Annotated in this window: 18 protein-coding genes and 1 pseudogene; 11 read left to right on the forward strand and 8 right to left on the reverse strand. The window is 66.8% G+C overall.

Translation table 11 applies throughout. From position 1 onward, the window contains the following. The first annotated feature begins 281 nt into the window (after nucleotides 1–281). On the forward strand, nucleotides 282–1,868 hold the full coding sequence (locus WME85_RS08830) for a hypothetical protein (RefSeq protein ID WP_437837013.1): 1,587 nt from the start codon (nucleotides 282–284) through the stop codon (nucleotides 1,866–1,868). Between the two features lie 38 nt (nucleotides 1,869–1,906). Then, the gene (locus WME85_RS08835) at nucleotides 1,907–3,454 is read left to right on the forward strand and encodes a hypothetical protein (protein ID WP_437837015.1); all 1,548 of its coding nucleotides are present in this window, start codon (nucleotides 1,907–1,909) and stop codon (nucleotides 3,452–3,454) included. A gap of 751 nt (nucleotides 3,455–4,205) precedes the next feature. Here the strand turns inward: WME85_RS08835 and WME85_RS08840 are convergent. The 4 genes and pseudogenes from WME85_RS08840 to WME85_RS08855 form a co-directional block, all read right to left on the reverse strand. Continuing rightward, nucleotides 4,206–6,956: a metallophosphoesterase gene (locus WME85_RS08840; protein ID WP_437842260.1), complete on the reverse strand. Its 2,751-nt coding sequence runs from the start codon at nucleotides 6,954–6,956 to the stop codon at nucleotides 4,206–4,208. Between the two features lie 114 nt (nucleotides 6,957–7,070). After that, nucleotides 7,071–7,874 (reverse strand): annotated as a pseudogene (locus WME85_RS08845) (WD40 repeat domain-containing protein); the annotation flags it as partial. 870 nt (nucleotides 7,875–8,744) lie between these two features. Further along, a complete protein-coding gene (locus WME85_RS08850) occupies nucleotides 8,745–8,990 on the reverse strand; it encodes an addiction module protein (protein WP_437837018.1) in 246 nt (81 codons plus the stop codon). A 299-nt stretch (nucleotides 8,991–9,289) separates the two neighbouring features. After that, nucleotides 9,290–10,261 carry a FecR domain-containing protein gene (locus tag WME85_RS08855; RefSeq protein ID WP_437837020.1) on the reverse strand — a complete coding sequence of 324 codons (972 nt, stop codon included), beginning with the start codon at nucleotides 10,259–10,261 and terminating at the stop codon, nucleotides 9,290–9,292. Nucleotides 10,262–10,685: 424 nt separating this feature from the next. Here WME85_RS08855 and WME85_RS08860 point away from each other — a divergent pair, with 424 nt between their 5' ends. From WME85_RS08860 to WME85_RS08870, 3 genes are all read left to right on the forward strand, one after another. Beyond that, complete coding sequence (locus tag WME85_RS08860) at nucleotides 10,686–11,180, forward strand: hypothetical protein (RefSeq protein WP_437837022.1); 495 nt, start codon at nucleotides 10,686–10,688, stop codon at nucleotides 11,178–11,180. A gap of 404 nt (nucleotides 11,181–11,584) precedes the next feature. Continuing rightward, on the forward strand, nucleotides 11,585–12,454 hold the full coding sequence (locus WME85_RS08865) for a formate/nitrite transporter family protein (RefSeq protein WP_437837024.1): 870 nt from the start codon (nucleotides 11,585–11,587) through the stop codon (nucleotides 12,452–12,454). A 406-nt stretch (nucleotides 12,455–12,860) separates the two neighbouring features. Next, complete coding sequence (locus tag WME85_RS08870; RefSeq protein WP_437837027.1) at nucleotides 12,861–13,262, forward strand: VOC family protein; 402 nt, start codon at nucleotides 12,861–12,863, stop codon at nucleotides 13,260–13,262. A gap of 76 nt (nucleotides 13,263–13,338) precedes the next feature. Here the strand turns inward: WME85_RS08870 and WME85_RS08875 are convergent, their stop codons facing one another. The 3 genes from WME85_RS08875 to WME85_RS08885 all read right to left on the reverse strand — a co-directional run bounded on the left by WME85_RS08875 (nucleotide 13,339) and on the right by WME85_RS08885 (nucleotide 15,149). After that, nucleotides 13,339–13,815 (reverse strand): HNH endonuclease, encoded by a 477-nt coding sequence (locus WME85_RS08875; RefSeq protein WP_437837029.1) that lies wholly within the window; start codon nucleotides 13,813–13,815, stop codon nucleotides 13,339–13,341. After that, nucleotides 13,816–14,169 (reverse strand): hypothetical protein, encoded by a 354-nt coding sequence (locus tag WME85_RS08880; protein ID WP_437837031.1) that lies wholly within the window; start codon nucleotides 14,167–14,169, stop codon nucleotides 13,816–13,818. It abuts the gene before it with no gap. A 122-nt stretch (nucleotides 14,170–14,291) separates the two neighbouring features. Further along, the gene (locus WME85_RS08885; RefSeq protein WP_437837033.1) at nucleotides 14,292–15,149 is read right to left on the reverse strand and encodes a fibronectin type III domain-containing protein; all 858 of its coding nucleotides are present in this window, start codon (nucleotides 15,147–15,149) and stop codon (nucleotides 14,292–14,294) included. Between the two features lie 11 nt (nucleotides 15,150–15,160). On the opposite strand from WME85_RS08885, the gene WME85_RS08890 reads away from it, so the two are divergent. Together WME85_RS08890 and WME85_RS08895 are read left to right on the forward strand one after the other, a co-directional pair. Continuing rightward, the gene (locus WME85_RS08890; protein WP_437837035.1) at nucleotides 15,161–15,364 is read left to right on the forward strand and encodes an FG-GAP repeat domain-containing protein; all 204 of its coding nucleotides are present in this window, start codon (nucleotides 15,161–15,163) and stop codon (nucleotides 15,362–15,364) included. Nucleotides 15,365–15,745: 381 nt separating this feature from the next. Beyond that, a complete protein-coding gene (locus WME85_RS08895) occupies nucleotides 15,746–16,423 on the forward strand; it encodes a hypothetical protein (protein ID WP_437837037.1) in 678 nt (225 codons plus the stop codon). An 11-nt stretch (nucleotides 16,424–16,434) separates the two neighbouring features. On the opposite strand, the gene WME85_RS08900 is transcribed toward WME85_RS08895, so the two are convergent. Next, complete coding sequence (locus tag WME85_RS08900) at nucleotides 16,435–16,776, reverse strand: hypothetical protein (RefSeq protein ID WP_437837039.1); 342 nt, start codon at nucleotides 16,774–16,776, stop codon at nucleotides 16,435–16,437. 37 nt (nucleotides 16,777–16,813) lie between these two features. Here WME85_RS08900 and WME85_RS08905 point away from each other — a divergent pair, with 37 nt between their 5' ends. The 4 genes from WME85_RS08905 to WME85_RS08920 all read left to right on the forward strand — a co-directional run bounded on the left by WME85_RS08905 (nucleotide 16,814) and on the right by WME85_RS08920 (nucleotide 20,756). Then, the gene (locus tag WME85_RS08905) at nucleotides 16,814–17,464 is read left to right on the forward strand and encodes a glycoside hydrolase family 11 protein (RefSeq protein ID WP_437837041.1); all 651 of its coding nucleotides are present in this window, start codon (nucleotides 16,814–16,816) and stop codon (nucleotides 17,462–17,464) included. Nucleotides 17,465–17,849: 385 nt separating this feature from the next. After that, nucleotides 17,850–18,545: a hypothetical protein gene (locus WME85_RS08910; protein WP_437837043.1), complete on the forward strand. Its 696-nt coding sequence runs from the start codon at nucleotides 17,850–17,852 to the stop codon at nucleotides 18,543–18,545. 289 nt (nucleotides 18,546–18,834) lie between these two features. Beyond that, on the forward strand, nucleotides 18,835–20,355 hold the full coding sequence (gene exaC / locus WME85_RS08915) for an acetaldehyde dehydrogenase ExaC (protein WP_437837045.1): 1,521 nt from the start codon (nucleotides 18,835–18,837) through the stop codon (nucleotides 20,353–20,355). Between the two features lie 14 nt (nucleotides 20,356–20,369). Continuing rightward, nucleotides 20,370–20,756, forward strand: a complete 387-nt coding sequence (locus WME85_RS08920; RefSeq protein ID WP_437837046.1) for a DUF779 domain-containing protein — start codon at nucleotides 20,370–20,372, stop codon at nucleotides 20,754–20,756. Nucleotides 20,757–20,809 lie beyond the last annotated feature (53 nt).

Here is a 20,809-nt window from a genome sequence, read left to right on the forward strand (position 1 = left end):
CGCGTTCTGCCCCGTTGACGGCGTGCGGCTCGCGTACGTACCGTCCGTACATGGGTGTCGTCGAGCCAGCGCTGGACGTCTGCGTGACGCTCGGCGGGAACGCACGGGCCGCCGAGGACCTGCGCGCCGTTCCGGTGGCAGTCCGCGAACGCGCAGGGCTGCTCCGCCGAGGCGCGGGGCGAGGCGGACCGGAGCTCGTGCGTCGTCGGCTCGAGAGTCGACGCCTCCGGGTTGCTCGTTGCCTCGCGGTCCTCGCGTTGGGCGCCGTGGGGGCCGCGGGCGTGTCCGGGTGCTCCTACGACGAGAGCTGCGCGGTGTCGTACACGTGCGAGCCGCTCCCCGGCGAGAAGCCGCCGGTGCTGCCGGCGTCGCCCTGCGACGGCGATCCTGCGGCGGCCCCGGCGAAGGATGGGTGCGGGGTGTTCGTCAGCGCGTCGTCAGGCGACGACGGGAACCCTGGCACGAAGGGCGCGCCGGTGAAGACCTTGCAACACGCGATCGGGCTCGCCGCGCACGGACGAGGCGACGGCAAGCCGCCGACCCGGCGCGTGTACGCGTGCGGCGGGTCGTTCAAGGAGGAGATCACGCTGCCTTCCGGGGTCGACCTCTGGGGCGGCCGCCACTGTGAGGACGGCGACTGGTCGTACGTGTGGTCGTTCGGCGGGCCGGACGAGCCGACCGTCATCGCGCCGCCCGCGGGGATCCCGCTGCGGATCGTCGAGGGGGACGATCTGCGGGACATCCCGGGGAACGATGCAACCTCCATGGTCTTCGGCATGCGCGCCGTGGCGGCGGCCGCCTCGGCGCCCGATGGCAAGTCGTCGATCGCGATGATCTTGAGCCCGGGGACCCGGGCGATCGTGCGGGACAGCGCGATCGTTGCGGGCAATGGCAGGGAAGGGGAGCCGGGAGAGGACGCGCTCAGCGAGCGGGCGCTGGATGGAGAGCCGGGGAACCACGGCGCGCACGCCTGCACGGCGGACGTCGCGACGGGCGCCCTTCCGGTCGTGACCGTGTGCGACGATGGCACCGAGTCCGTTGGGGGCTACGGGGGCGACGGCGGGCTCGACGCGGGGGGCGACGGGGAGCCAGGACAGCCGGAGTCGGCGGCGAACGCGCAAGGCAAAGGCCTCGCGGGGACCGGCGCGGGCAGCAGCGCTTGCACACCGGGGACAGACGGCGCCGAGGGGGCCGACGGCGGGCGCGCTGCCGGCGCGGTAGGCGCGGGCTACCTCTCGGAATCGTATGGTTGGATCGGCGTCCGGGGCGAGGAAGGCAAGAGGGGCGGCGTCGGCCAAGGGGGAGGCGGCGGGGGTGGCGGCAAAGGGCGAGACGGCACGATCGCGTGCCGCGCGAGCAGACCGCAGGGCGGCGCGGCCGGCGGATCGGGCGGGAGCGGCGGCTGCGGTGGCCAGGGAGGCAAGGGGGGCGGCTACGGCGGCTCGAGCATCGGCATCGTCGCGTTGCAGGGGAGCGCGCTCACGCTCGAGGCGACCGAGATCACCACGGGCAATGGGGGGCAAGGGGGCGCCGGTGGAAGGGGCCAATTGGGAGGCTTCGGTCGCGGTGGAGGCTCCGGTGGGGTTCACCATGAAACGGACATGTTGAACGCGTGCGGCGGTGGGGGCGGAGGCCGTGGCGGCCGCGGCGGGGACGCCGGCGGCGGCATCGGGGGATCCTCTTACGGCGTCGCGTTCGTCGGTGCCTCGTTGAGCCTCGATCCGGGCGTGTTCGTCCAGTTCGGAAAGGGGGCCGACGGCGGCCCCGGAGGCAATGCGGCTCCTGGCGACGACCGGGGCTGGGGCGAGTCCGGCGACGGTATGGCCTACCGTCCGTTCGATGCGCTCGCTCCAGGACCACCCCAGTGACCGAGGCGGTGCGCTCCGTGCGGCGCCGAGCGAGGACCATGAGAACGATCCGAACGACCTGTCCGGTTCTTGCACTGCTGTTCGTCGTGGCCGGGTGCGGCACCGCACCGGCCGCGAGCGACGCCGGCGGAGCACCGTGCGAGGGCTCCGTGTCGTGTCATGACGAGGCGCCGCCTGAGTCGGTCTGTCTCGAGCGCCTCGCCGCCGATGAGCTGGTGGACGGCTGCGGCGTGTTCGTGACCAACGAATTCGGAGGCGGTGACGACGCGAATCCCGGCACGACGAAAGACAAGCCGGTGCGCACGCTCCAGCGCGCTGTCGAGCTCGCGCGCACCGGGCGCGGGCGCGTGTTCGTCTGTGCCGACGGGTTCTTCGGTCCGCTGGAGCTGCCCTCCGGGGTCGATCTCCTCGGAGGGTTCCATTGCTTCCAGTGGAAGCGTCATGTAGGCACCGTCTCCCAGCTCCAGACCACCCATGATCGAGCGATTGCCCTGACCGTCGTACCGGCGACCGCCGAGGATACGGGCGCCGCTGACGGGGTATCGAGAATCGTCGACATGGGCATCACTTCATCGGAGCCGATTGGCGTGCTCGTCCAGTCGAACACCGAGGTCGAGATGCTCCGAGGCTGGCTTCGCGCCGCGGCCGGGTGGGGGGGGTATCACGGCGAGGATTTGCCCGGGCCGAGCGACGCAGCCAATGGCGCCGATGGGATGTACGGCGGCGACGCGTGCTCGGCGGAGACCGTGGCCGGCGGGGCTGCCGTGGTGAACCCGTGCGAGAGCGGGATGCCGAGCGTCGGCGGCAAGGGCGGTGACGGATTGCCCGGCGGCGCGGAGGACGGGCGCGACGGCGAGCCGACTCCGACGCCGAACCCCGGCAACTACGGACGGCGAGGACTAGGGGACCTGGCCGACGTGGGCTGCACGGACGGCAACTATGGGATCTACGGCGCGCGAGGCACCGTCGGCGCCCCCGGCCGGGGCATCGGGCGTATCAGCGAGGCCGGCTGGGAGGCGGACTGGGCCGGCGACGGCGGCTGGGGCACGCCGGGCCAGGGCGGCGGCGGGGGCGGCGGGCGCCGGGGGGGGCTCGGCGTGTGCGGCGCGGCGTCCAAGGGAGGCGCCGGGGGGGGCTCGGGCGGGGCCGGCGGCTGCGGTGGCCGAGGCGGCAAGGGGGCCGGGAACGGCTACCCAAGCATCGGCATCGTCGCGCTGCACGCCAGGGTGACCGTGCGGGACACCGAGATCAAGGCGTCCAGAGGCGGCGACGGCGGCGACGGCGGCGAGCCCCAGGGAGGTGGCCGAGGCGGCCGGGGCGCACCGGGCGGCGTGCTGGAGGACCGCTCGGCCTATTCCTGCAACGGGGGACCCGGGGGCTACGGCGGCGAGGGCGGCTACGGTGGCCCGGGGCGCGGCGGCGACGCGATCGGCATCGCCTACCTCGACGAGGACCATCTCACGGTCGAGGGCGTCGCCTTCACGCTGGGGCCGCCGGGCGTGGGCGGCATCAGCTGGGACGAGAAGGGCGAGATGATCTCGGGCGAGGACGGCGTCGCCGTGGAGACGCGCCGGTTTCCTGAATAGCTGGATCGACGCTCGCGCAGCGCGAGGCGCGACGCGGCGCGGGCGGCAGCCGCTTGTTAACCAGCCTCATCCCCCGACAGCCCTGCCCGATGCCACAAGCTTGACCAGAGATTTTCGGAGATTTCTGGTGGGTTCCGAGTTGACGGGATCCTGCCATGCCATGCAATCCAGTCACTTTCGGAGACGGCTGGCGGATTAATCAGATTGCTGACGATCCGTTCGCAGATGATAAAATCCCCGTGCTCCCGGGCGCGTTGTCGGTAGGACGCGTCCCAGAGCCTCACCCTCTGCTCGTGGGAGCGGCCCACGGTCAGTGCCCGGAGCTCGGGACTGATGTAACCGTCCGTCTGTTCGAAGCTCACATGGCTATTCCCGCTAACCATGCAGTTACGGGGGAGGGCCAAACCGCGAGTACGGTACCAATCGGCTGCCTCCTCGTGATCTTTACAACGATTTATGACACGTAGGAGTGCAACAAGACGCCAGTGCGCCTTGAGCCCCGGTCCGTACGAGCCACGCGTTGTTATGTACGCAACGCGGTCCGACTCATGAAGGCGCGGCGCAAACTTGCCTTTCCGGCAGAGCGCTGTGATTGATGGGAACGCAGATTCGAGGTCCGGTTCACGACGGATAGATCCATCGATGAACGAAGGCAACCCGAACTGCGCGGAAGCACGACGACCAAAAGGAGTGCGGCAGAGAGGTCGGAAGGATACGAGGAAGGGGCGACTCATGAGTCGTCGCTTGCATACTACCATATAATATCAAAATATGGAACTGCGCCGTGGACGCCATCTATCCTTGGCCATTCGTTCCATCCTTTCCACGGTCCGTCGGCCTTGGGCTGCATTCGTGTATGCACCCGCGCGCCCTTCAGCCCGCGATCGATCTCAATCAAGTTATACAGGCGCGGTGTAGACTCGGGGCGAGCATCGGCGGGTGCCCCGAAGCTACCCGAGCTAATCACGTGCAGAGCTTTCGCATGCCAGTAGGCGACGAGCTCTCTCCTCATCTCGTGCACATCGCCGTGCAGGGCGAGCTTTACGTTGTTCTTCTGCAGATTACCAAGAAAGTCCGTATTCTTCATCTGCTCCGGCCCGGTCACAGCATGGTGCCATACGGCAATGCGAAGCAGGGGCGCATCCAACGCGAGGCGACCATCCGCACGCGCACCCTTCTCCTGCACTTGGGCCATGCGCAGTGCGTGCGCCATCGCTGTCGGATGCACACTCGATCGTTTTCGATGAAATCTGTCAATCTGCCATGACGAATTGAATGTCAAGAACTGGATGCCGGTCTCCCAGAATGGAATAGAGATTCCTTGGGTGGCGCAGTCGGCCGGGTAAGGTTGTTGCAGAAATTTGTGATAAAAGTTGTCCGAGAATGACTTCAGTCGAAGAAGGTACTTCTCTGGATGAGGAACGAGGTATATGTCACCTTGTTTTACGTATTCGTCGTCCCTCAGGTCTGCGATACTATCTCGGATCTCATATGCAGAAAGCATATCACGCACGTCATGATTTCCAGGGACGAAGATACATCGCTCGGCCGAGATACCGAAGTCACTCGTAAGGCTAGAAACAAATTCGTAAGCTCGCTCATGCCCTTCGGGAGTTCCTTTGTCGGTGAAGTCTCCCGATATTACTATGTAGTCGAGTCGATCGATTCCGTTTCTTCCCCAGTCGTCGCCATGCCGCAGGTCATCTGACAGCCACTGCAGTCTGGTGCTAACCGGCGTGTCCGCACGGAAGTGCAGATCGCTCAGATGAAGTACACGGATTGGATCGTTTGTCACTTTCTTTTGTTCTTCCTTCTCCATCGCCTGCACTACCTCTTCTGACAACTCTCGACGAGCTCTTTCTATGCGAGTCTTTAGCGCCCAGGTTTTCTCGTAGAGCTTTGGGTTCCGTTGACGTGCTTCCGCGGCGCCGTCGGCCAAGCTATGACGCACCTCACATACAGGACAGCTCATGTCCTTAGCGCCACGTGCAATGCGCCTACGGATTGTTTCTTCGTCAAGCTTATTGCCGCATTGGCATGTAAATACAACGTGTTCACGGATGTCCACGCCATGTTGTCGTAGATGTTCCTCTACAAAGCTGATGAATAGTTCCTGTTGACTGGACGGAGTGTCGGCTCCGAAATACACATCTACGTGAGCAAGCCCACCGGCTCGTCCCACCTTTCGCAGGCCACAGAGGCCGCAGTTGGCAATCTCAAACTCCGCTCTATCCGCCCAGAGTCGGACCCGACCGAAGTCTCGGGCCAGCACCAACCACGCGACTAATGAAGCGTAGATATTATCGATGGCTCCCGAGAAATCATAATAGAGCGATACCGCGTGCGATAGATCGACGTCCGTGGGATGCGGCGAGGGAGCAAAGAGCGTAGGAAAGACTAAGAGACCTTCATGCTTGAAGCAAATACCATGGTCTAAGAGTAACTCTACGGTGCACTCCAGCACCGGAAGTTCCTGCACACGCGGCAGCCGATTCCTTGCGGGGATTCCTGGCATTTCGAACCCGGGCTGCACAATCGCCAGTAAGTCGAGGGCCGGCACACCACGAGGGTTGTTGCGTGCCGCCACGATGAGCGATCCGGCGTAGCGTTCGATTTCTTGCACCTGCAGCACTAACACAGGTTCTCCTGTGAACACGCGCGAGCGAGCGATGACGCCTTGCATGGCAAGCTGCTCCGCCACAGCGTGAACAGCCCGCTCGTCGTCCTGTGTCGGCGTTTGAGCGCTAAGGGAGCGGAGCAGGTCCTGCACGTGGACAACGACATCGCCCTTCTTTCGACGCGCCTCGATGTCCTTACGGATGCGCTGGAAAAGTTCAGGGCGGCTGGTCGTGCCGAGGTTATCCCAATTGATGGCCCTGGTAATGGCCTCGCACAATTCAGGTATTCCACGTCCCGTAAGCGAGCTGGTCTCATAAAATCCCACGAAGCCACATTCCTGCTGCAAGCGCGTCAAGCCTTGCCGGTCGATTGTGTTGCTAGGGAAATCCAGCTTGGTCCCTACAAGCAACTTAACCGTGTTATGGCCGTAGAGCTGTTTTGCTAGGTATTTGTTCCAAGATTCGACCTCCTTGAATGCTGTGTTTCCACGTGTGGGGTCGAGCAATACAAGTGCTACCGTAGTATCATCAAGAAATAACTGATGAATAAGGCGGTACTCCTCTTGACCACCCATGTCCCAGAGCACCACGTCGCGTTGCTGGTTCTCGGGTGAATCTGCGCCAGGGCGCAGCTGCTCCGGCTCAAGAGGCCAAAACTTCATGCCATGAGTGCTATGAATGACGCCATCGCCCGGTGCTTGCCCAGTTGCAATGCGATGTGCAAGGTATGACTTGCCGACGTTGCTCTCTCCTACCATTACGATCTTTGCGCTGGTATATGTGAGGGTTGCAGATGGATCGCTGTTTAGCAAAGCGTCATAGTCAAGATCCCATAAATGAATGACACGATCGCGGGAATTCGGGTCTTCTGGATCTGCTCCCACCGTCGCGAGCCTGGGAAGATTCGGATGAAAGACAAGGCCAGATGACCAGTATGGGGAGCTCGGGGCTGGAATGATCGCTACACATGATCCTGTGTCCTTGTGCCAAAGACGGACGGTGTCGTCGCTACCCTTTGAGGCGATAACTCGTCCATCGGCAGAAAATGCGACACACCTTACTGCTCCAGTGTGCCCTTCGAACGTGCGGAGCAGTTTCCCCGTTGATGGTTCCCATAGTTTAATCGTGTTATCGGAGGATGCGCTAGCTAAGATTCTACTGTGCGGCTCAACGGCAATACTGCTCAATCCTGCCCTATGCCCCTCTAGCGTGCGGCGAATTTGGCCATTGGTTGAGTCCCACAGCTTAATTGTGCTATCCAGAGACGCGCTGGCTAGAATATTGCCAGAGCCAAAGACAATGCTTCTGACCATGTCTAGATGGCCTATTAGAGTGCGGTGCGGCAGGCGGCCATTTATGTCCCATAGCTTAATCGTTCTGTCATTGGATGCACTAGCCAGGATGCTGCCGCCGGATCCGAAAGCAACGCTGGTTGCTTGCAAATCATGGCCTTTGAACGTCCGGATCGGATTTCCGCTGTTCGCATTCCACAACCTAACCGTTTTATCGCTGCATGCGCTGGCTAACAGATTGCTCTTTGGATCGAATGCGACTGCGAATACGACGTCTGAGTGACCCTTGAGGACACGTGGATGGTCACTGGTGTCAATGTTCCACAATCGTATGGTTTTGTCGGCAGATGCCGATGCTAGGTATCGTCCGTTTGGCGACCATGCGATGCGTCCAATCCAGTCGCCGTGTCCCCGTAATGTGCGCAGAAGGGTCAATCCGCGTGACAGCTCTGGCTGATCAGGTCTTGACATAAGCTTGGCGCCGCCTTTCATTTTTTTTGCCTCCACCATAATTGAGCTTACGTTCAGCGGATTGCTGCGCGGCACGTGTTCATGCGGCCTCGCGATCCCCCATCTCAGCACTAACCATCACGCCCATGCGTGACGATTGTCCCACCTTTAGCTACCGACTCCCACACTTCTGCCGCCCCGCATCCCTTTGAGGATCTGGATGACAGGTTGAATTGTACTTCGCTATGCTGCGGGCGCGCTAGCCCGACGCGAGCCCCGCCTGGTCCTCCCGCGCCTCCGTGGACACGCCAGGAGACACCAGGAGGCAGGGATGGGACGGTGAAAGAGGAGGGCGTTCACGCCCGAGTTCAAGGCGGAGGCGGTACGGCGCCTCGGGCGTGACGTCCTTCAGGTGGAGAGTGCCGGCGTCCTCCGCGAGCAGCACCGCCACGTCGTCCAGGATGCCCCAACCCCGGGCAGCGCCGTTTTGCGCATTCGCGCCGTCTGCTCGGGCCTTCGCGGCGGCGAGAGCATCACGCCCAGCATGTCGGCCACCTCGCGGGGGAGCGGCGGCCTGGCCCGCCTGGTGCTGCTCGATCTCGTAGGGGGCTAGACAGCTTCTTCGTCGTCGTTCGGGGGGCCGTGGACTCCCCCTGGCGGATTCAAGGTCGATGATGGCTCCGTCAGCATGGAATGATGGGTCGGCCATCATTCCATGCTGAAACGGCCATCGTCGAAGCCTGCGGGGTCAACCCTGGAGCATCGCTCGGCCAGCTCTCACCTTGGGTTCAGACGGGAGGTCGCTGATCCGGCGGACGATGTGTCGTAGCTCATCGACGAACTGTCCGCCCAGCCCGTCCTCCTCGCCCTCGTACCCGTCCGCTGCCTCCCGGATGTCCAGCTCGGGAGACGGGAGAACGAGGAGCCGGCTCATCGACGCGTTGCGAGGTGCGTACGGAGGTCGGCCTCGATCTGTTCCCAGGAGCGGCCGGCATCCGGTGCGGCCTCGTGCTCAGCGAGCCGGCGATCGAGCTCGGTCTTGTGCCACTCGGGTACCGGCACCTCGTCCTCCCTCGCCGCCGCGATCCGCTCCCAGAGCGTCTGGACGTACTCGATCTGCTCGTGCATGGTGAGGTCGTCGAAGCCGGGCGGCGGGCCCTGGATGGCTCGTTGCACGAGCCGCGAGATACCACGAGGTACCGCGACGACACAGCACACGGCCCTCGCGGTCGAGAACGAGCGGCGCCGATGGCGAACCACGCCAGCCGCGCCGTCCATCCAGTCGAGCCGGGGCCGCGGTGACCGCAAGCGCCGCCTGCGGCTACAGCGGCGCTCTAGCTCGGCGGCTCCGGCTCGGTGGGGATCTCGCGTCGGAGTGCGGCGGTGCGCGATGGCGGGTTGCCCGGAAGCAGCCGTCAGGTCAGCCCCCGCTGCCACAGCGCCCGCGCGGCTCACGTCATGAAACGCATCACACGCTAATGGTTCTGTGCGGACAGCGAGGCGTCCGCCGGGGCCTCGGGCGGGTCGCGCGGGGCGCTCGACGCGCCCGCCGCGGCCTCGTCGCGGGCGAGCTGGTCCCGATCGGCCCCTTGCGGCTCGGCCCCTCGCGGCGGCGGCGCCTGCGCGTCGCCCGCCGCGCCGCCGGCCGGCGGCGCCACCCCGGGCTCCGCGCCGCGGGACGACCACGTCTCGCCCTGGCCGACGAAGCGCTCGACCGCGCCGTGGCGCAAGGCGACCCGCCCCTCCACCACCGAGACGCGGGTCTCTACAGGCTCGCCCTCCGGGCCGACCAGCCGCTCGACCGAGAAGCGCGTGCCGTGGACCGTGATGGTGGTGTCCGGGGTGCGGACCGACAGCGTCATGCCCGCCGCGAGCGGCGGCACCGCGACCGAGACCCGGCCGCGCTCCAGGGCGACGACGTCGTCGGAGCGGTCCTGCCCGGCGCCCGTCGACGTGAACCTCACGCGGGTCGAAGGCCAGACCTCGATCGTCGCGCCCGTCGCCAGCGACGCGCTCGCCGTCGCCTGCTCGCCGGTCCGCAGCTCGTCCTCGCTCGCGAGCGGCACCAAGGCGAGCGGCGGCGGCGAGCGCGTCGCGCCGCCGGAGGCAATCTCGACCGAGCCCTGGAGGGCGGTCACCCGCGCGGCCACGGGGGCCGGAGGGCGCGCCCGAAGCACGACAACCTCGCTGAGGACGACCGCGGCCAGCACCGCGGCGAGCGTGATCGCGGGGCCGCGGAGAGGCGGCCGTCGGGCGGCGCGGGCACCCCGCCCCGCGGCCTCGGCGGCGAGCTGATCGATGCGGGAGGCGACGCGCCGCTGGAGGTGCATCTCCTGCGCCCAGGACAGCGGCGGCACCGGCTGCGCCAGCAGCCCCTGCAGGAGCGCCGCCACCTCGGGTGTCGCGGCCGCGCTCGCCGCGGCGGGGCGAACGTCGCCGTGCTTCATCGCAGCTCCTGCGGTCGAGCGGCGTCGGGAGGATCTCCTCGTCGTTGGCCGGCGCGGGTTGTTCGGTGCCGGGGGCGGAGAGGAGCCGGAGCCGGGGGCTCGCTGGTCGAGGCACGCTCGACGGTTTCCATGCACTCTCCTGTAGCCGGTCGGCCTGAAACCAGGCCGGCCGGCGTGTCTTTCGGGCGCTTCTTCGTCGAGCGCCGCGAAGGCACCCGCGGAGCGGAGATAGAAGAGGAACCAGAGCAACGAGACCTGTTCGGGCAGCGCGCTCAGCGCCGACATGCACGTCGTGGCGACGCTCCCCGAGTCTCCTCGACCAGCGCCCCGCTGCCGGCGGCTCTCCATGCGCGCCGCGCGCCGTGTTAGCCTGGCTGTCCGGGGGCCCCTTTCCTCCGCTGGTCATCGCATGGAGAGGCGTTCGATGCGCGCATGGCTGTCGTTGTCGTTGCTGTTCGTCGGCGGGTGCGGTGGTACGGAAGCCGTCCCGGAGGAATCGACGGGACCGAGGCGGGTGACGCTCGTGACGCCGTCGGTCGCGACCGAGAGCGACGGCGTGCGGCTCGCCGACGGCGCCATCGTCGCGGGCGGCGGCGACCTGAGCCTCTATCAGGCGATGGTGCTCTCGCTCTCCTCGCCCACGCCGGGCTCCCTCTGCGCGAAGGGGACCTTCAGCGCGCTGGGCGACGTCCCGACGGAGGTCGACACCTGCCCGGCGGGGCTCACGGGCAGCTGGGAGCAGAGGACGTACCTGAGCGGGGCGACGACGCACACGACCGAGCAGTCGTCCGTCATCGGGCTCGGCCTCCTCGTGTGGAACGCGGACCACACCGCGCTCTACCGCCTGCGCGTCATCGGCGATTCATATGATGGACAAGGGATCTCCACGGCGACGTTCGACGTCGAGCCCGTGCCGTAGACGGCACGGTCGGCGGGAATCCTTCTCCTCGTCCAGACCTTTCGGAGACGTCGAGTCCCACCTCTGGGACTCTTCATCCAGAACTCCGATTCGCAGGACAAGACAGGCAGACGCGCCTCGGCCGGTCCACCTGGGGCGGCGTGAGAGGGGATCCCGGCGCCGGCCCCATGCCTCGCCTCTCGACAAATCACATATCGATCATCGACGGAAACGTTGACGAAACGCAGCCCCGTCTACATTCCGCGGTGACGCTGTGGGAGCTCGATCGCTCCGGCACACGCCGGACGATCCGCTTGCGCTGCCGCCCAGGCCGCGCCGGCCAGCGCGGCCCGGCCAGCCAGGGGCGGGCGCGCCAAGCTCGAGTCCTCTCGCGGGTCACGTCTTCACGGAGGAAAGCCAAGCTTATGTCCTATCTGGCGCCGACAGAATTTGTCACCAAGATGGTCGATGCGGGCGAGTCCAAGGTCTTCATGTCGACCCGGGACACGTTGATCCGAGCCTACATGGCCGGCGCGCTGCTCGCGCTCGCCGCCGTCTTCGCGGTGATGGTCACCCAGCAGACGGGCTACCCGATCATCGGCGCGATGCTGTTCCCGGTCGGCTTCTGCATGCTGTACCTGCTGGGCTTCGATCTGCTCACGGGGGTGTTCGTGCTGTCGCCGCTGGCGCTGATCGATCGCCGCAAGGGCGTCACCGTGGGCGGCGTCCTGCGCAACTGGGGCCTGGTCTTCGCGGGCAACTTCGCCGGCGCCTTGACCGTCGCCGTGATGATGGCGGTCGTCTTCACCTTCGGCTTCTCCACGGAGCCCAGCGCCGTCGGCAAGGCCATCTCCGGCATCGGCGAGGCGCGCACGCTCGGCTACAAGGAGTATGGCGCCGCCGGCATGCTGACGCTCTTCGTGCGCGGCGTGCTCTGCAACTGGATGGTCTCGACCGGCGTCGTCGGCGCGATGATCTCCAACACCGTCGGCGGCAAGGTGACGGCGATGTGGATGCCCATCATGCTGTTCTTCGCGATGACGTTCGAGCACTCCGTGGTGAACATGTTCCTGTTCCCGTCGGCCCTGCTCATGGGCGGCAACTTCTCGATCACAGACTACATCGTGTGGAACGAGATCCCGACCGTCCTCGGCAACATGCTCGGCGGCATCACCTTCACGGGCCTCACCCTGTACGCCACCCACCTCAAGACCGCCCCCAAGCACGTCCCCGCCGCCAGGGAGCGCGAGCTCTCCGCCGAGCCGCTCCGCGCCTCCGCCAGCTCCGCCTCCTGACGCGCCCCGCAAGCAAGCGCCGCCCCCGGCGCTGCGCACCTCCAGAACTCACGTCCGCAGCCCTTGGCAGCACCGGCCGTGCGTCCGACGGCGGCTGGGCCCCGGCGGCAAAGCCCATCACCACACGGCTCGCGCCGAGCCACGGCATGGCCACGTCGGCCTCAGCGGTTACCGCTCTGCTGTACGCGCCGCCCAGCTTGGCGGCTGCCGCGCCTGGGCGCTCGACGTGCCCGAGCCGTCGCCGGGCCGCATCGCCCGCACCACGTTTCTTCCTCGACACCGAGGTCCTGTTCCCGGCGTTGGGCCTGCCCATGGAGCTGCCGGGGTAGGGGCGCGAAGATTTTTTCGAGCGACCGATGATTTCGCCGCGGGCGGGGCGTCCATGGGGCAACAAGGAGGACAACTCATGTCCCACAAGCTCTTCGTCAGCCTGCCCATCAAGAACCTCGATCGCTCCGTGGCGTTCTGGAAGTCCCTCGGCTTCACGTTCAACCCGAAGTTCACGGGCGAGCAGGCCGCCTGCATGCTCATCGGCGAGCACGCCTACGCGATGCTGCTCGTCGAGCCGTTCTTCAAGACGTTCACCAAGAGGGAGATCTGCGACACTGCGACGCACGTGGAGGGGGCCTTCGGGCTCACGTGCGAGAGCCGCGCCGAGGTGGACGCGATGGTGGAAAAGGCGCTCGCCGGCGGCGGCAAGGAGCCGGACCCGCCGCAGGACCACGGGTTCATGTACGGGCGGAGCTTCGAGGACCTCGACGGGCACCACTGGGAGGTGCTGTGGATGGATCCGAAGGCCGCGCAGTAAGCCGCACGGATCTCGGCGTCGGCTCGGAGCTGCACGTCCCGCTCACGGCCCACGTCATCGTCACCCCCAGCGGCCGCTACGCCGCCGTGTACGAGTAGGCCCTCGCGCGGCGCAGCGCTCTTGCCGAGGGGCGCAGCGCCCCCGCGGGATCACGCCCGGAGCAAGGCCCGATCAACCTCCAGTACGGAAGTAGCGGCATCGCGAAGGGCGTCAGGTGCAGTCGCTGGATGTGAAACCAGCCACGAGGCGTGAGCCCGATCAGCCGACCGTGGACCGTCTCCTCGACGTGCGCGCCGAAATCATCACGCTGAGGGCGAAGGAGTCGCAAGCTCTCAGGTGCATCGTGTGCGGGCGCATAGTCGCCCTTGAACCGGTTGCAAGCGGTGCAAGCGTAGACGAGGTTCTCGATGTCATCGGACCCACCCGCTGCCAGCGGGTGGAAGTGATCAATCTCCAGCTCGCCCCCCACGGACGTTTCGGAAACGCCGCAGTAACCACACCGGCCACCGAAGGCGGCCCGGACGATGGAGCGCGCTTCCGTCGAGACGGCCATTCACGCAGCGTGCAGCGGGCCGCCGGCGATGCGGGCAAATCCGTCGAGGATGGAGGCGCGGCGCCGGTCGAACTCCTCGAGGAACCTGCGCGTGTCGGCCACGAGGGCCTGTTGCTGGGCCATGAGCTGGGCCAGCTGTTCGTTCTCGCTCTCGACCCGAGCCAGCTCGGCCGCCACGTCTCCGGCCTCGGCACGCAGCCGAGCCATATCCGGGGCAAGCAGCGCCGCCTCCTCCGCCTCGATCCGCGCCATGAGCGCCGCTAGCTCCGCCTGCTCGGGCTCCGTCAGCGTGCCGGAGAGCTCCTTGCCACGGAGACGGTCGAGCTTGCTCTGGTCATCCTTGGTCCAGCTCATGACAGCCACCCTAGCCATACCAGGCCAGGAGCACCGGGGCAACGACCCTGGAGCTGCGCCGCCGCGGCTCGGAGCTGCACGTCCCGCTACCACGCTCGACACCGCGCCGCGGCGGCGCCGCCTCAGCAGCCCGAGCTCAGCGGGACCGTGAGCGCCTCGCTGTACGCGTCGGGCGAGCCGCCCTGGAACACCACCACCTGCGTGGTCGCCGCCCCGGTGAACGCGCTGATCGGCACCTCCCAGACAAACACATCCTCCGTGGTCGAGACCAGCGGCGAGACCCCGCTCACCAGGACCCACGCCCACCCGGGCCCGGTGTGCCGGTAAAGCCAGCCGTTCTCGATCATGTAGTCGATACCGGCGGGCTGCCCCGGAGGGAGGTCGTATCCGGTGGCGGTGTCGTTGTCGCTGTTGATGAACACGCGATGATAAGCGAACGGATCCACGTACGTGGCCTGGTATCTCGCCACCGAGCCGCTCAGGCACGAGGACGGGCTCAGGATCGGCGCCGCGGCTGCCGCAGGTGTGACCACGGACAGCGGGCAGCTGGGGTCGCTCGCGTTGCCCGCCGCGTCCCAGGCCTTGACCTGGAATGTGTAGCTCGTGGACGGCAGCAGGCCGGTCACCGTCATCTCGTTGTCGTACGTCGTCCCGATCGAGACACTGTCCTGGAACACCTCATAGCCGGCCGTCGCGACGTCATCCCAGGGGTTGTTCCAGGTCACGGTCACGCGCGCCGTCGAGGTGCCTGACGCCGCCGTCGCGTCGAGGCCGTCCGGCGGATCGGGCGCCAGCGTGTCGTCGATGCCGGCCGCCTCGACCAGCTCGGCGTCCCAGTACGGCGGGAGGGTATCCCAGGGAACGCCGACCACGGAGCCGGCAGCGTCGACGACGATCCGGTCGTCGGTGGCGTACACGAAGCCGGCGTTCTGCTGCTTGCTGCGCGCGACGACCGCGGCCATCGCCGTCTCGTCCGGCACGTCGTAGATGCGTGGTCAGCAAGGACGACTCCAGGGTCGGCGTGCTGCTGGGCAACGGCGACGGCGGCTTCGCCCCGAAGGTCGACTACCCCGTGGGCACGCAGCCCGGAGCGGTGGCAGCGGCGGACCTGAACGGCGACGGCAGGTCCGATCTCGCGATCGCGAACGCCGAAGTCGAGACCGTGAGCGTCCTGCTCAACACCTGCCTGCCGTAGCCCCCCGCGCCTCGCGAGATCCCGCCCGCTCGACTCGGCGGCCCCCGGCGAGGAGGCTCCCTCGCCGCGGGGCTCAAAGAAACCGCGACCAGGGCTCGACCGTGGGACTGACCAGCACCCCGCGCGCCTCGAAGCACGTCCGCGCTGCACGATGAGGGCGCGCAACTCTGACCTGGTCCGACCGGAGCCGGACATTCAAATCCTCGTCACTCTGTGAGAGAGCGCATCGATTCAAGCGCTCCCGCCCCCGGGCGCGACCGGGGACGATCGTCATGTCGGTGCATCTTTCCGGTGGCACCGGATATCCCTCGCCCGCCGCGGGGGCGGGTCGGCCGGCGATGCCGCTGGACGCGCCGCGAGCCGCGGTATGCTCGGGCGCCCATGCGCGCTGGAGAGATCGTCGGAGACAGGTTCGAGATGGGCGCGATGCTCGGCAACTCGGCCTTCATGGCGCCCGAGCAGGCGCGCGGCGGCGCGCCGTCCGCCGGCGCCCGGTCGCGCGAGGTCACGAGCGGCGAGCGCAAGGTCGTGCGCCTGATCCTGGCCCGCGACGCGATCGTCGAGGCGGCGCTGGCGCGCTCGGCGCAAGGGCTGGCGCAGGAGATGGACCGGCGGACGCGGGCGCTGCGCACGGTGGCGGAGCGCTACCGGGGGCAGCTCGAGATCCTCGCCGACCAGTCGCCCGTCATCGTGCTCGCCAGCGCGGAGGCGCCCACCGACCTCGCCATGCGGGCGGCGCGCTGCGCGCTCTCCCTCCGCGCGGTGCCCGGGGGAGCGCCCGCGGCGCCAGGCGCTCGGCCAGGACGCGAGCGACGAGCTCGTGAAGACGCTCGTGGGCCGCGGGGAGGGCAGCCCGTTCTACCTGGAAGAGCAGCTCCGCGCCGTGGCGGGCGGCAAGCGCGCGGGCGTGCCCGGGACGGTGCTCGTCATGGCATGGTGCAGGCCCGCCTCGAGGCGCTCGATCTCGATCTGCGGCGCGCCCTGCGGGCGGCGATCGTCTTCGGCGAGACGTTCTGCAAGGGGGGAAACAATTCGCGGACGCAAAAACAATCCCGATAAACCGTGAAATATTATAGGATACCAATCGTCAGCGAGCAATTCTGGAAAACAACTATGACAAATTTACAGCAGAATCGATCCTCTCGTTGGTTCATCCTGGCGTTCGCGTCAGTCGCGCTAGCAGGCTGTGGCGATGGTACCGATGCCACAGGACCCTCGAGCAGCTCATCGTCTTCTAGCAGCTCTTCATCCTCATCCTCCAGCTCCAGCTCATCTTCGAGCACCTCCAGCTCATCTTCGAGCACCTCCAGCTCATCTTCGAGCACCTCTAGCTCATCTTCGAGCACCTCTAGCTCATCTTCGAGCAGCTCTAGTTCTTCTGGTGGCGTTACGCCCCTCCCCGATTTTTCCAAGTACTCAGCCTACACTGAGCAGTACACTGACAAAACTGTGATCACTTCAAATCACGCGACGGGCCATGTCGGTGATTTTTTCTTCACTCACTGGAAAGATGGCGGCTCGGCATCTTTGACTGTGGACCCGAACGGCGAATTCAGCGTGACCTGGCAGGGCGGTGGCTATAACTATGTCGGTGGTCCAGGGTGGCATTACGGAGATGAGAGCAGGGTGATCGGCTACCGCTTGAATAACGACAGCGGCGCGAGCTATATCGCTCTGTACGGCTGGGGGTACGACAAGGATATGCCCTCTTCAGACCCGGCACACCTGGTGGAGTATTACATTCTGCAACGATGGAGCTATGACCCCAGCCAGGGTGCTACCGCTGGCAAGACCTTCATGAGCGATGGGGTTCAGTATTCCACTTACCGCTCGACGCGGACGCAGCAGCCCTCGATCAATGGTCGCTCCACTTTCTACCAGTACTGGAGCAAGCCTGCTCGGCCGCAGGCCCTCGGAGAGGACCACAAGATCATATTCGCCGATCACGTGAAGGCATGGGCCGATAACGGCTGGATTCTTCCGAACACGAACAATCTGGACGCGAGCGACGATCCCACCTATCAGGTCATCGCCGTCGAGGTGTTCAACCCCGGTAGCAATGGAACTGCATCGGGTCGCGTCTGGGACGAGACGCCCTGATCGAAAGAGAATGTGGCACTCCTGAACGTCTCGTGGGTGTACGGCGCGATCGCCGTATCGGTTCTGTAGACCGCATCCTCGCGAGGTGCGCGCCGTCGATGAGGGAGCCCTGAGGTCAAGGACTTGAGAGCTCTCCATCGGGCGTGCGAGCCTTACTCCGACGCCCTCCTGGCTCACTCGGACCCGCCAGCTTGCCCAGAACGTGCGTGTTTCCAGCGGATCGAGACGGCGTCGCGCTCCGGGCATCACGTCGACGGGCATGTGGGACAGGGTGGGACTGGGCCGCCGGAGGGCGTTTGAACGCGCTGCCCTCCTACCCTCTACCCTCTCTCCGCGACAGCGTTCGGCGCGCGCTCGAGGGGCGACCGGCGTTAAGGTCGCGCTCATGACGTCCACCGTGACCCGCAACACGGGCTCCACCATCAAGTACGCCGTCATCACGGCGGTGCTCGCCGGCCTCTCGTTCCTTTGCTTCCGCGCGATGATGGACCGCTCCGGTCTGCTGTGGCTGCTCTGCCTCGTCGGCGGCCTCGGGTTCGCGGTGTTCGCGTTCGGGTCGCTCCTCGTCGCCAGGGACCTGGCCGGCACCGCGACGTGCCCGCGGTGCCAGGCGAAGCTCGCGGAGATCGAGCTCAACCACACCGAGGACCCGGCGTTCTGCGACAAGTGCCAGGCCGCGTACCTCGTCGACAAGCGCGTCCTCACCGTGCTCGCCGGCGACTACGTCCACCCGACCCCGGGCTTTCCGGCGCCGGTGACGGGCGAGTCGATCAGCTGGCCGCAAGGCTGCTGCGTGTGCGGGAGGCCGGCGACGCGCGGCATCGAGGCGAAGGCGCACGACGGCCAGACCGGGACCAACGTGGCCGTCGCCGCGGCCGGGCTCGCGCTCGGGGGCATCGCGGTGCGCACCGGCGGCGGCACGAGCTACACGCTGCGCATCCCGCACTGCGCCGACCACGACGACGGCGCGAAGGTCGAGATCAAGAGCGGCAACGAGCCGCCGCTGCAGATCCTCTTTCGCTCGTACGCCTACCAGCGCCGCTTCCTCGAGCTGAACCCGAAGCCGGCGAAGGCCGCGTAACTCTGCTTCAGCCCTTCACGTTCACGCACGTCTCTTCCGCCCCCGGCGAGCGCAGGCTTGGCCAGCTCAACTGGCGTCGAGCACGACGCGGCCCGAGCGCCCCTCCTGACAGACCGAGTCAGCCGTGGTCGCAACCGTCGTCGCCGCCCGAGCGGGCGCGTCAACGCGCGTCAACGCGCGTCGCACCCGCGCAACCCCGCATCAATTTCGCCCTCAGCGCAAGCGGTGGATCCGGGGCCGCGATCGGACGATGCTTCCGCGCGCAACTGCTCGCCGAGGAGGACGCATCATGGTGTACAGCCCGCCGAACACGCCTTCTGCCAAGATCTCGTTCAAGTCTCGCTATGGCAACTTCATCGGGGGAGAATGGAAGGAGCCGCAGAAGGGCCAGTATTTCGAGGACATCACGCCGGTGACGGGGAAGCCGTTCTGCGAGATCCCCCGGTCCACGGCGGAGGACGTGGAGAAGGCGCTCGACGCAGCGCACGCGGCGAAGGCCTCGTGGGCGAAGACCTCGCCGGCGGAGCGCTCGATCCTCCTCAACAAGATCGCCGATCGCATCGAGCAGAACCTGGAGATGCTCGCGGTCGCCGAGACCTGGGACAACGGCAAGCCCGTGCGGGAGACGCTCGCGGCAGACCTGCCGCTCACCGTCGACCACTTCCGCTACTTTGCGGGCGTGATCCGCGGGCAGGAGGGGTCGGTCGCGGAGATCGACGCGAACACGTATGCGTACCACTTCCACGAGCCGGTCGGCGTGGTGGGGCAGATCATCCCCTGGAATTTCCCGCTGCTCATGGCGGCCTGGAAGCTCGCGCCGGCGCTCGCCGCGGGGAACACGGTCGTCATCAAGCCGGCAGAGCAGACGCCGGCCACGATCCTCCTGCTCATGGAGCTCGTCGGCGACCTGCTCCCGGCGGGCGTGGTCAACGTGGTGAACGGCTTCGGCGTCGAGGCAGGCAAGCCGCTCGCGTCGAGCCCGCGCGTCAACAAGGTCGCGTTCACGGGCGAGACGACCACGGGCCGCCTCATCATGCAGTACGCGAGCGAGAACCTGATCCCGGTCACGCTGGAGCTCGGCGGCAAGTCGCCGAACATCTTCTTCCAGGACGTGCTCGACGAGGACGACGAGTACCTCGACAAGGCGCTCGAGGGCTTCGCCATGTTCGTGCTGAACCAGGGCGAGGTGTGCACCTGCCCGTCGCGCGCGCTGATCAGCGAGAAGATCTACGGCCAGTTCCTGGAGCGCGCCGTGGAGCGCACGAAGCGCCACGTGCCAGGCAACCCGCTCGATCCGGCCACGACCGTCGGCGCCCAGGCATCGCGGGACCAGCTCGAGAAGATCCTGAGCTACCTCGCCATCGGCAAGCAGGAGGGCGCGAAGGTCCTGCTCGGCGGCGAGCAGGCGCAGCTCCCGGGCGATCTCGCGGGCGGCTTCTATGTAATGCCCACCATCTTCCAGGGCCACAACAGGATGCGCGTGTTCCAGGAGGAGATCTTCGGGCCCGTGGTGAGCGCCACGAGCTTCAAGGACTACGACGACGCGATCTCCATCGCCAATGATACGCTCTACGGCCTCGGCGCGGGCGTGTGGACGCGCGACGGCACGCTGGCATTCCGCGCGGGCCGCGCGATCCAGGCGGGCCGGGTGTGGACGAACTGCTATCACCTCTACCCGGCGCACGCGGCGTTCGGCGGCTACAAGCACTCGGGGATCGGCCGCGAGACGCACGCGATGATGCTGCGCCACTACCAGCAGACGAAGAACCTCCTCGTCAGCTACGACCCGAAGCCCATGGGCTTCTTCTGATCGGAGGCGCCGCAATGGCCGTCTCACGCGTGACCGTCTCCCCTGCCGCCGCGGCGCTCATCCGCGAGCTCCGCGGCGAGCACGGGGAGGTGCTCTTTCACCAGTCGGGCGGCTGCTGCGACGGCAGCGCCCCGATGTGCTTCCCGCGGCGCGAGTTCCGGGTGGGCGGGCAGGACGTGCTGCTCGGCGAGATCGAGGGCTGCCCGTTCTACATGGGCGCCGCGCAGTTCGAGCTCTGGAAGCACACCCAGCTCGAGATCGACGTGGTCCCCGGCCGCGGCAGCGGCTTCTCCGTCGAGGCGCCGCGCGGCGTGCGGTTTCTCACCCGCTCCCGCGTGTTCACCGACGACGAGATCGCCGAGCTCGAGCAGCTAGGCCCGCCTCCGCGCGGCGCGAGCTGACCACCAGCCCGGTGAGCCGCGGGTCGCCCCACACCGTGAGCCCTCCGGCGCGG

It is taken from the genome of Sorangium sp. So ce1153 (genome assembly GCF_051521595.1).
Lineage (GTDB): Bacteria > Myxococcota_A > Polyangia > Polyangiales > Polyangiaceae > Sorangium.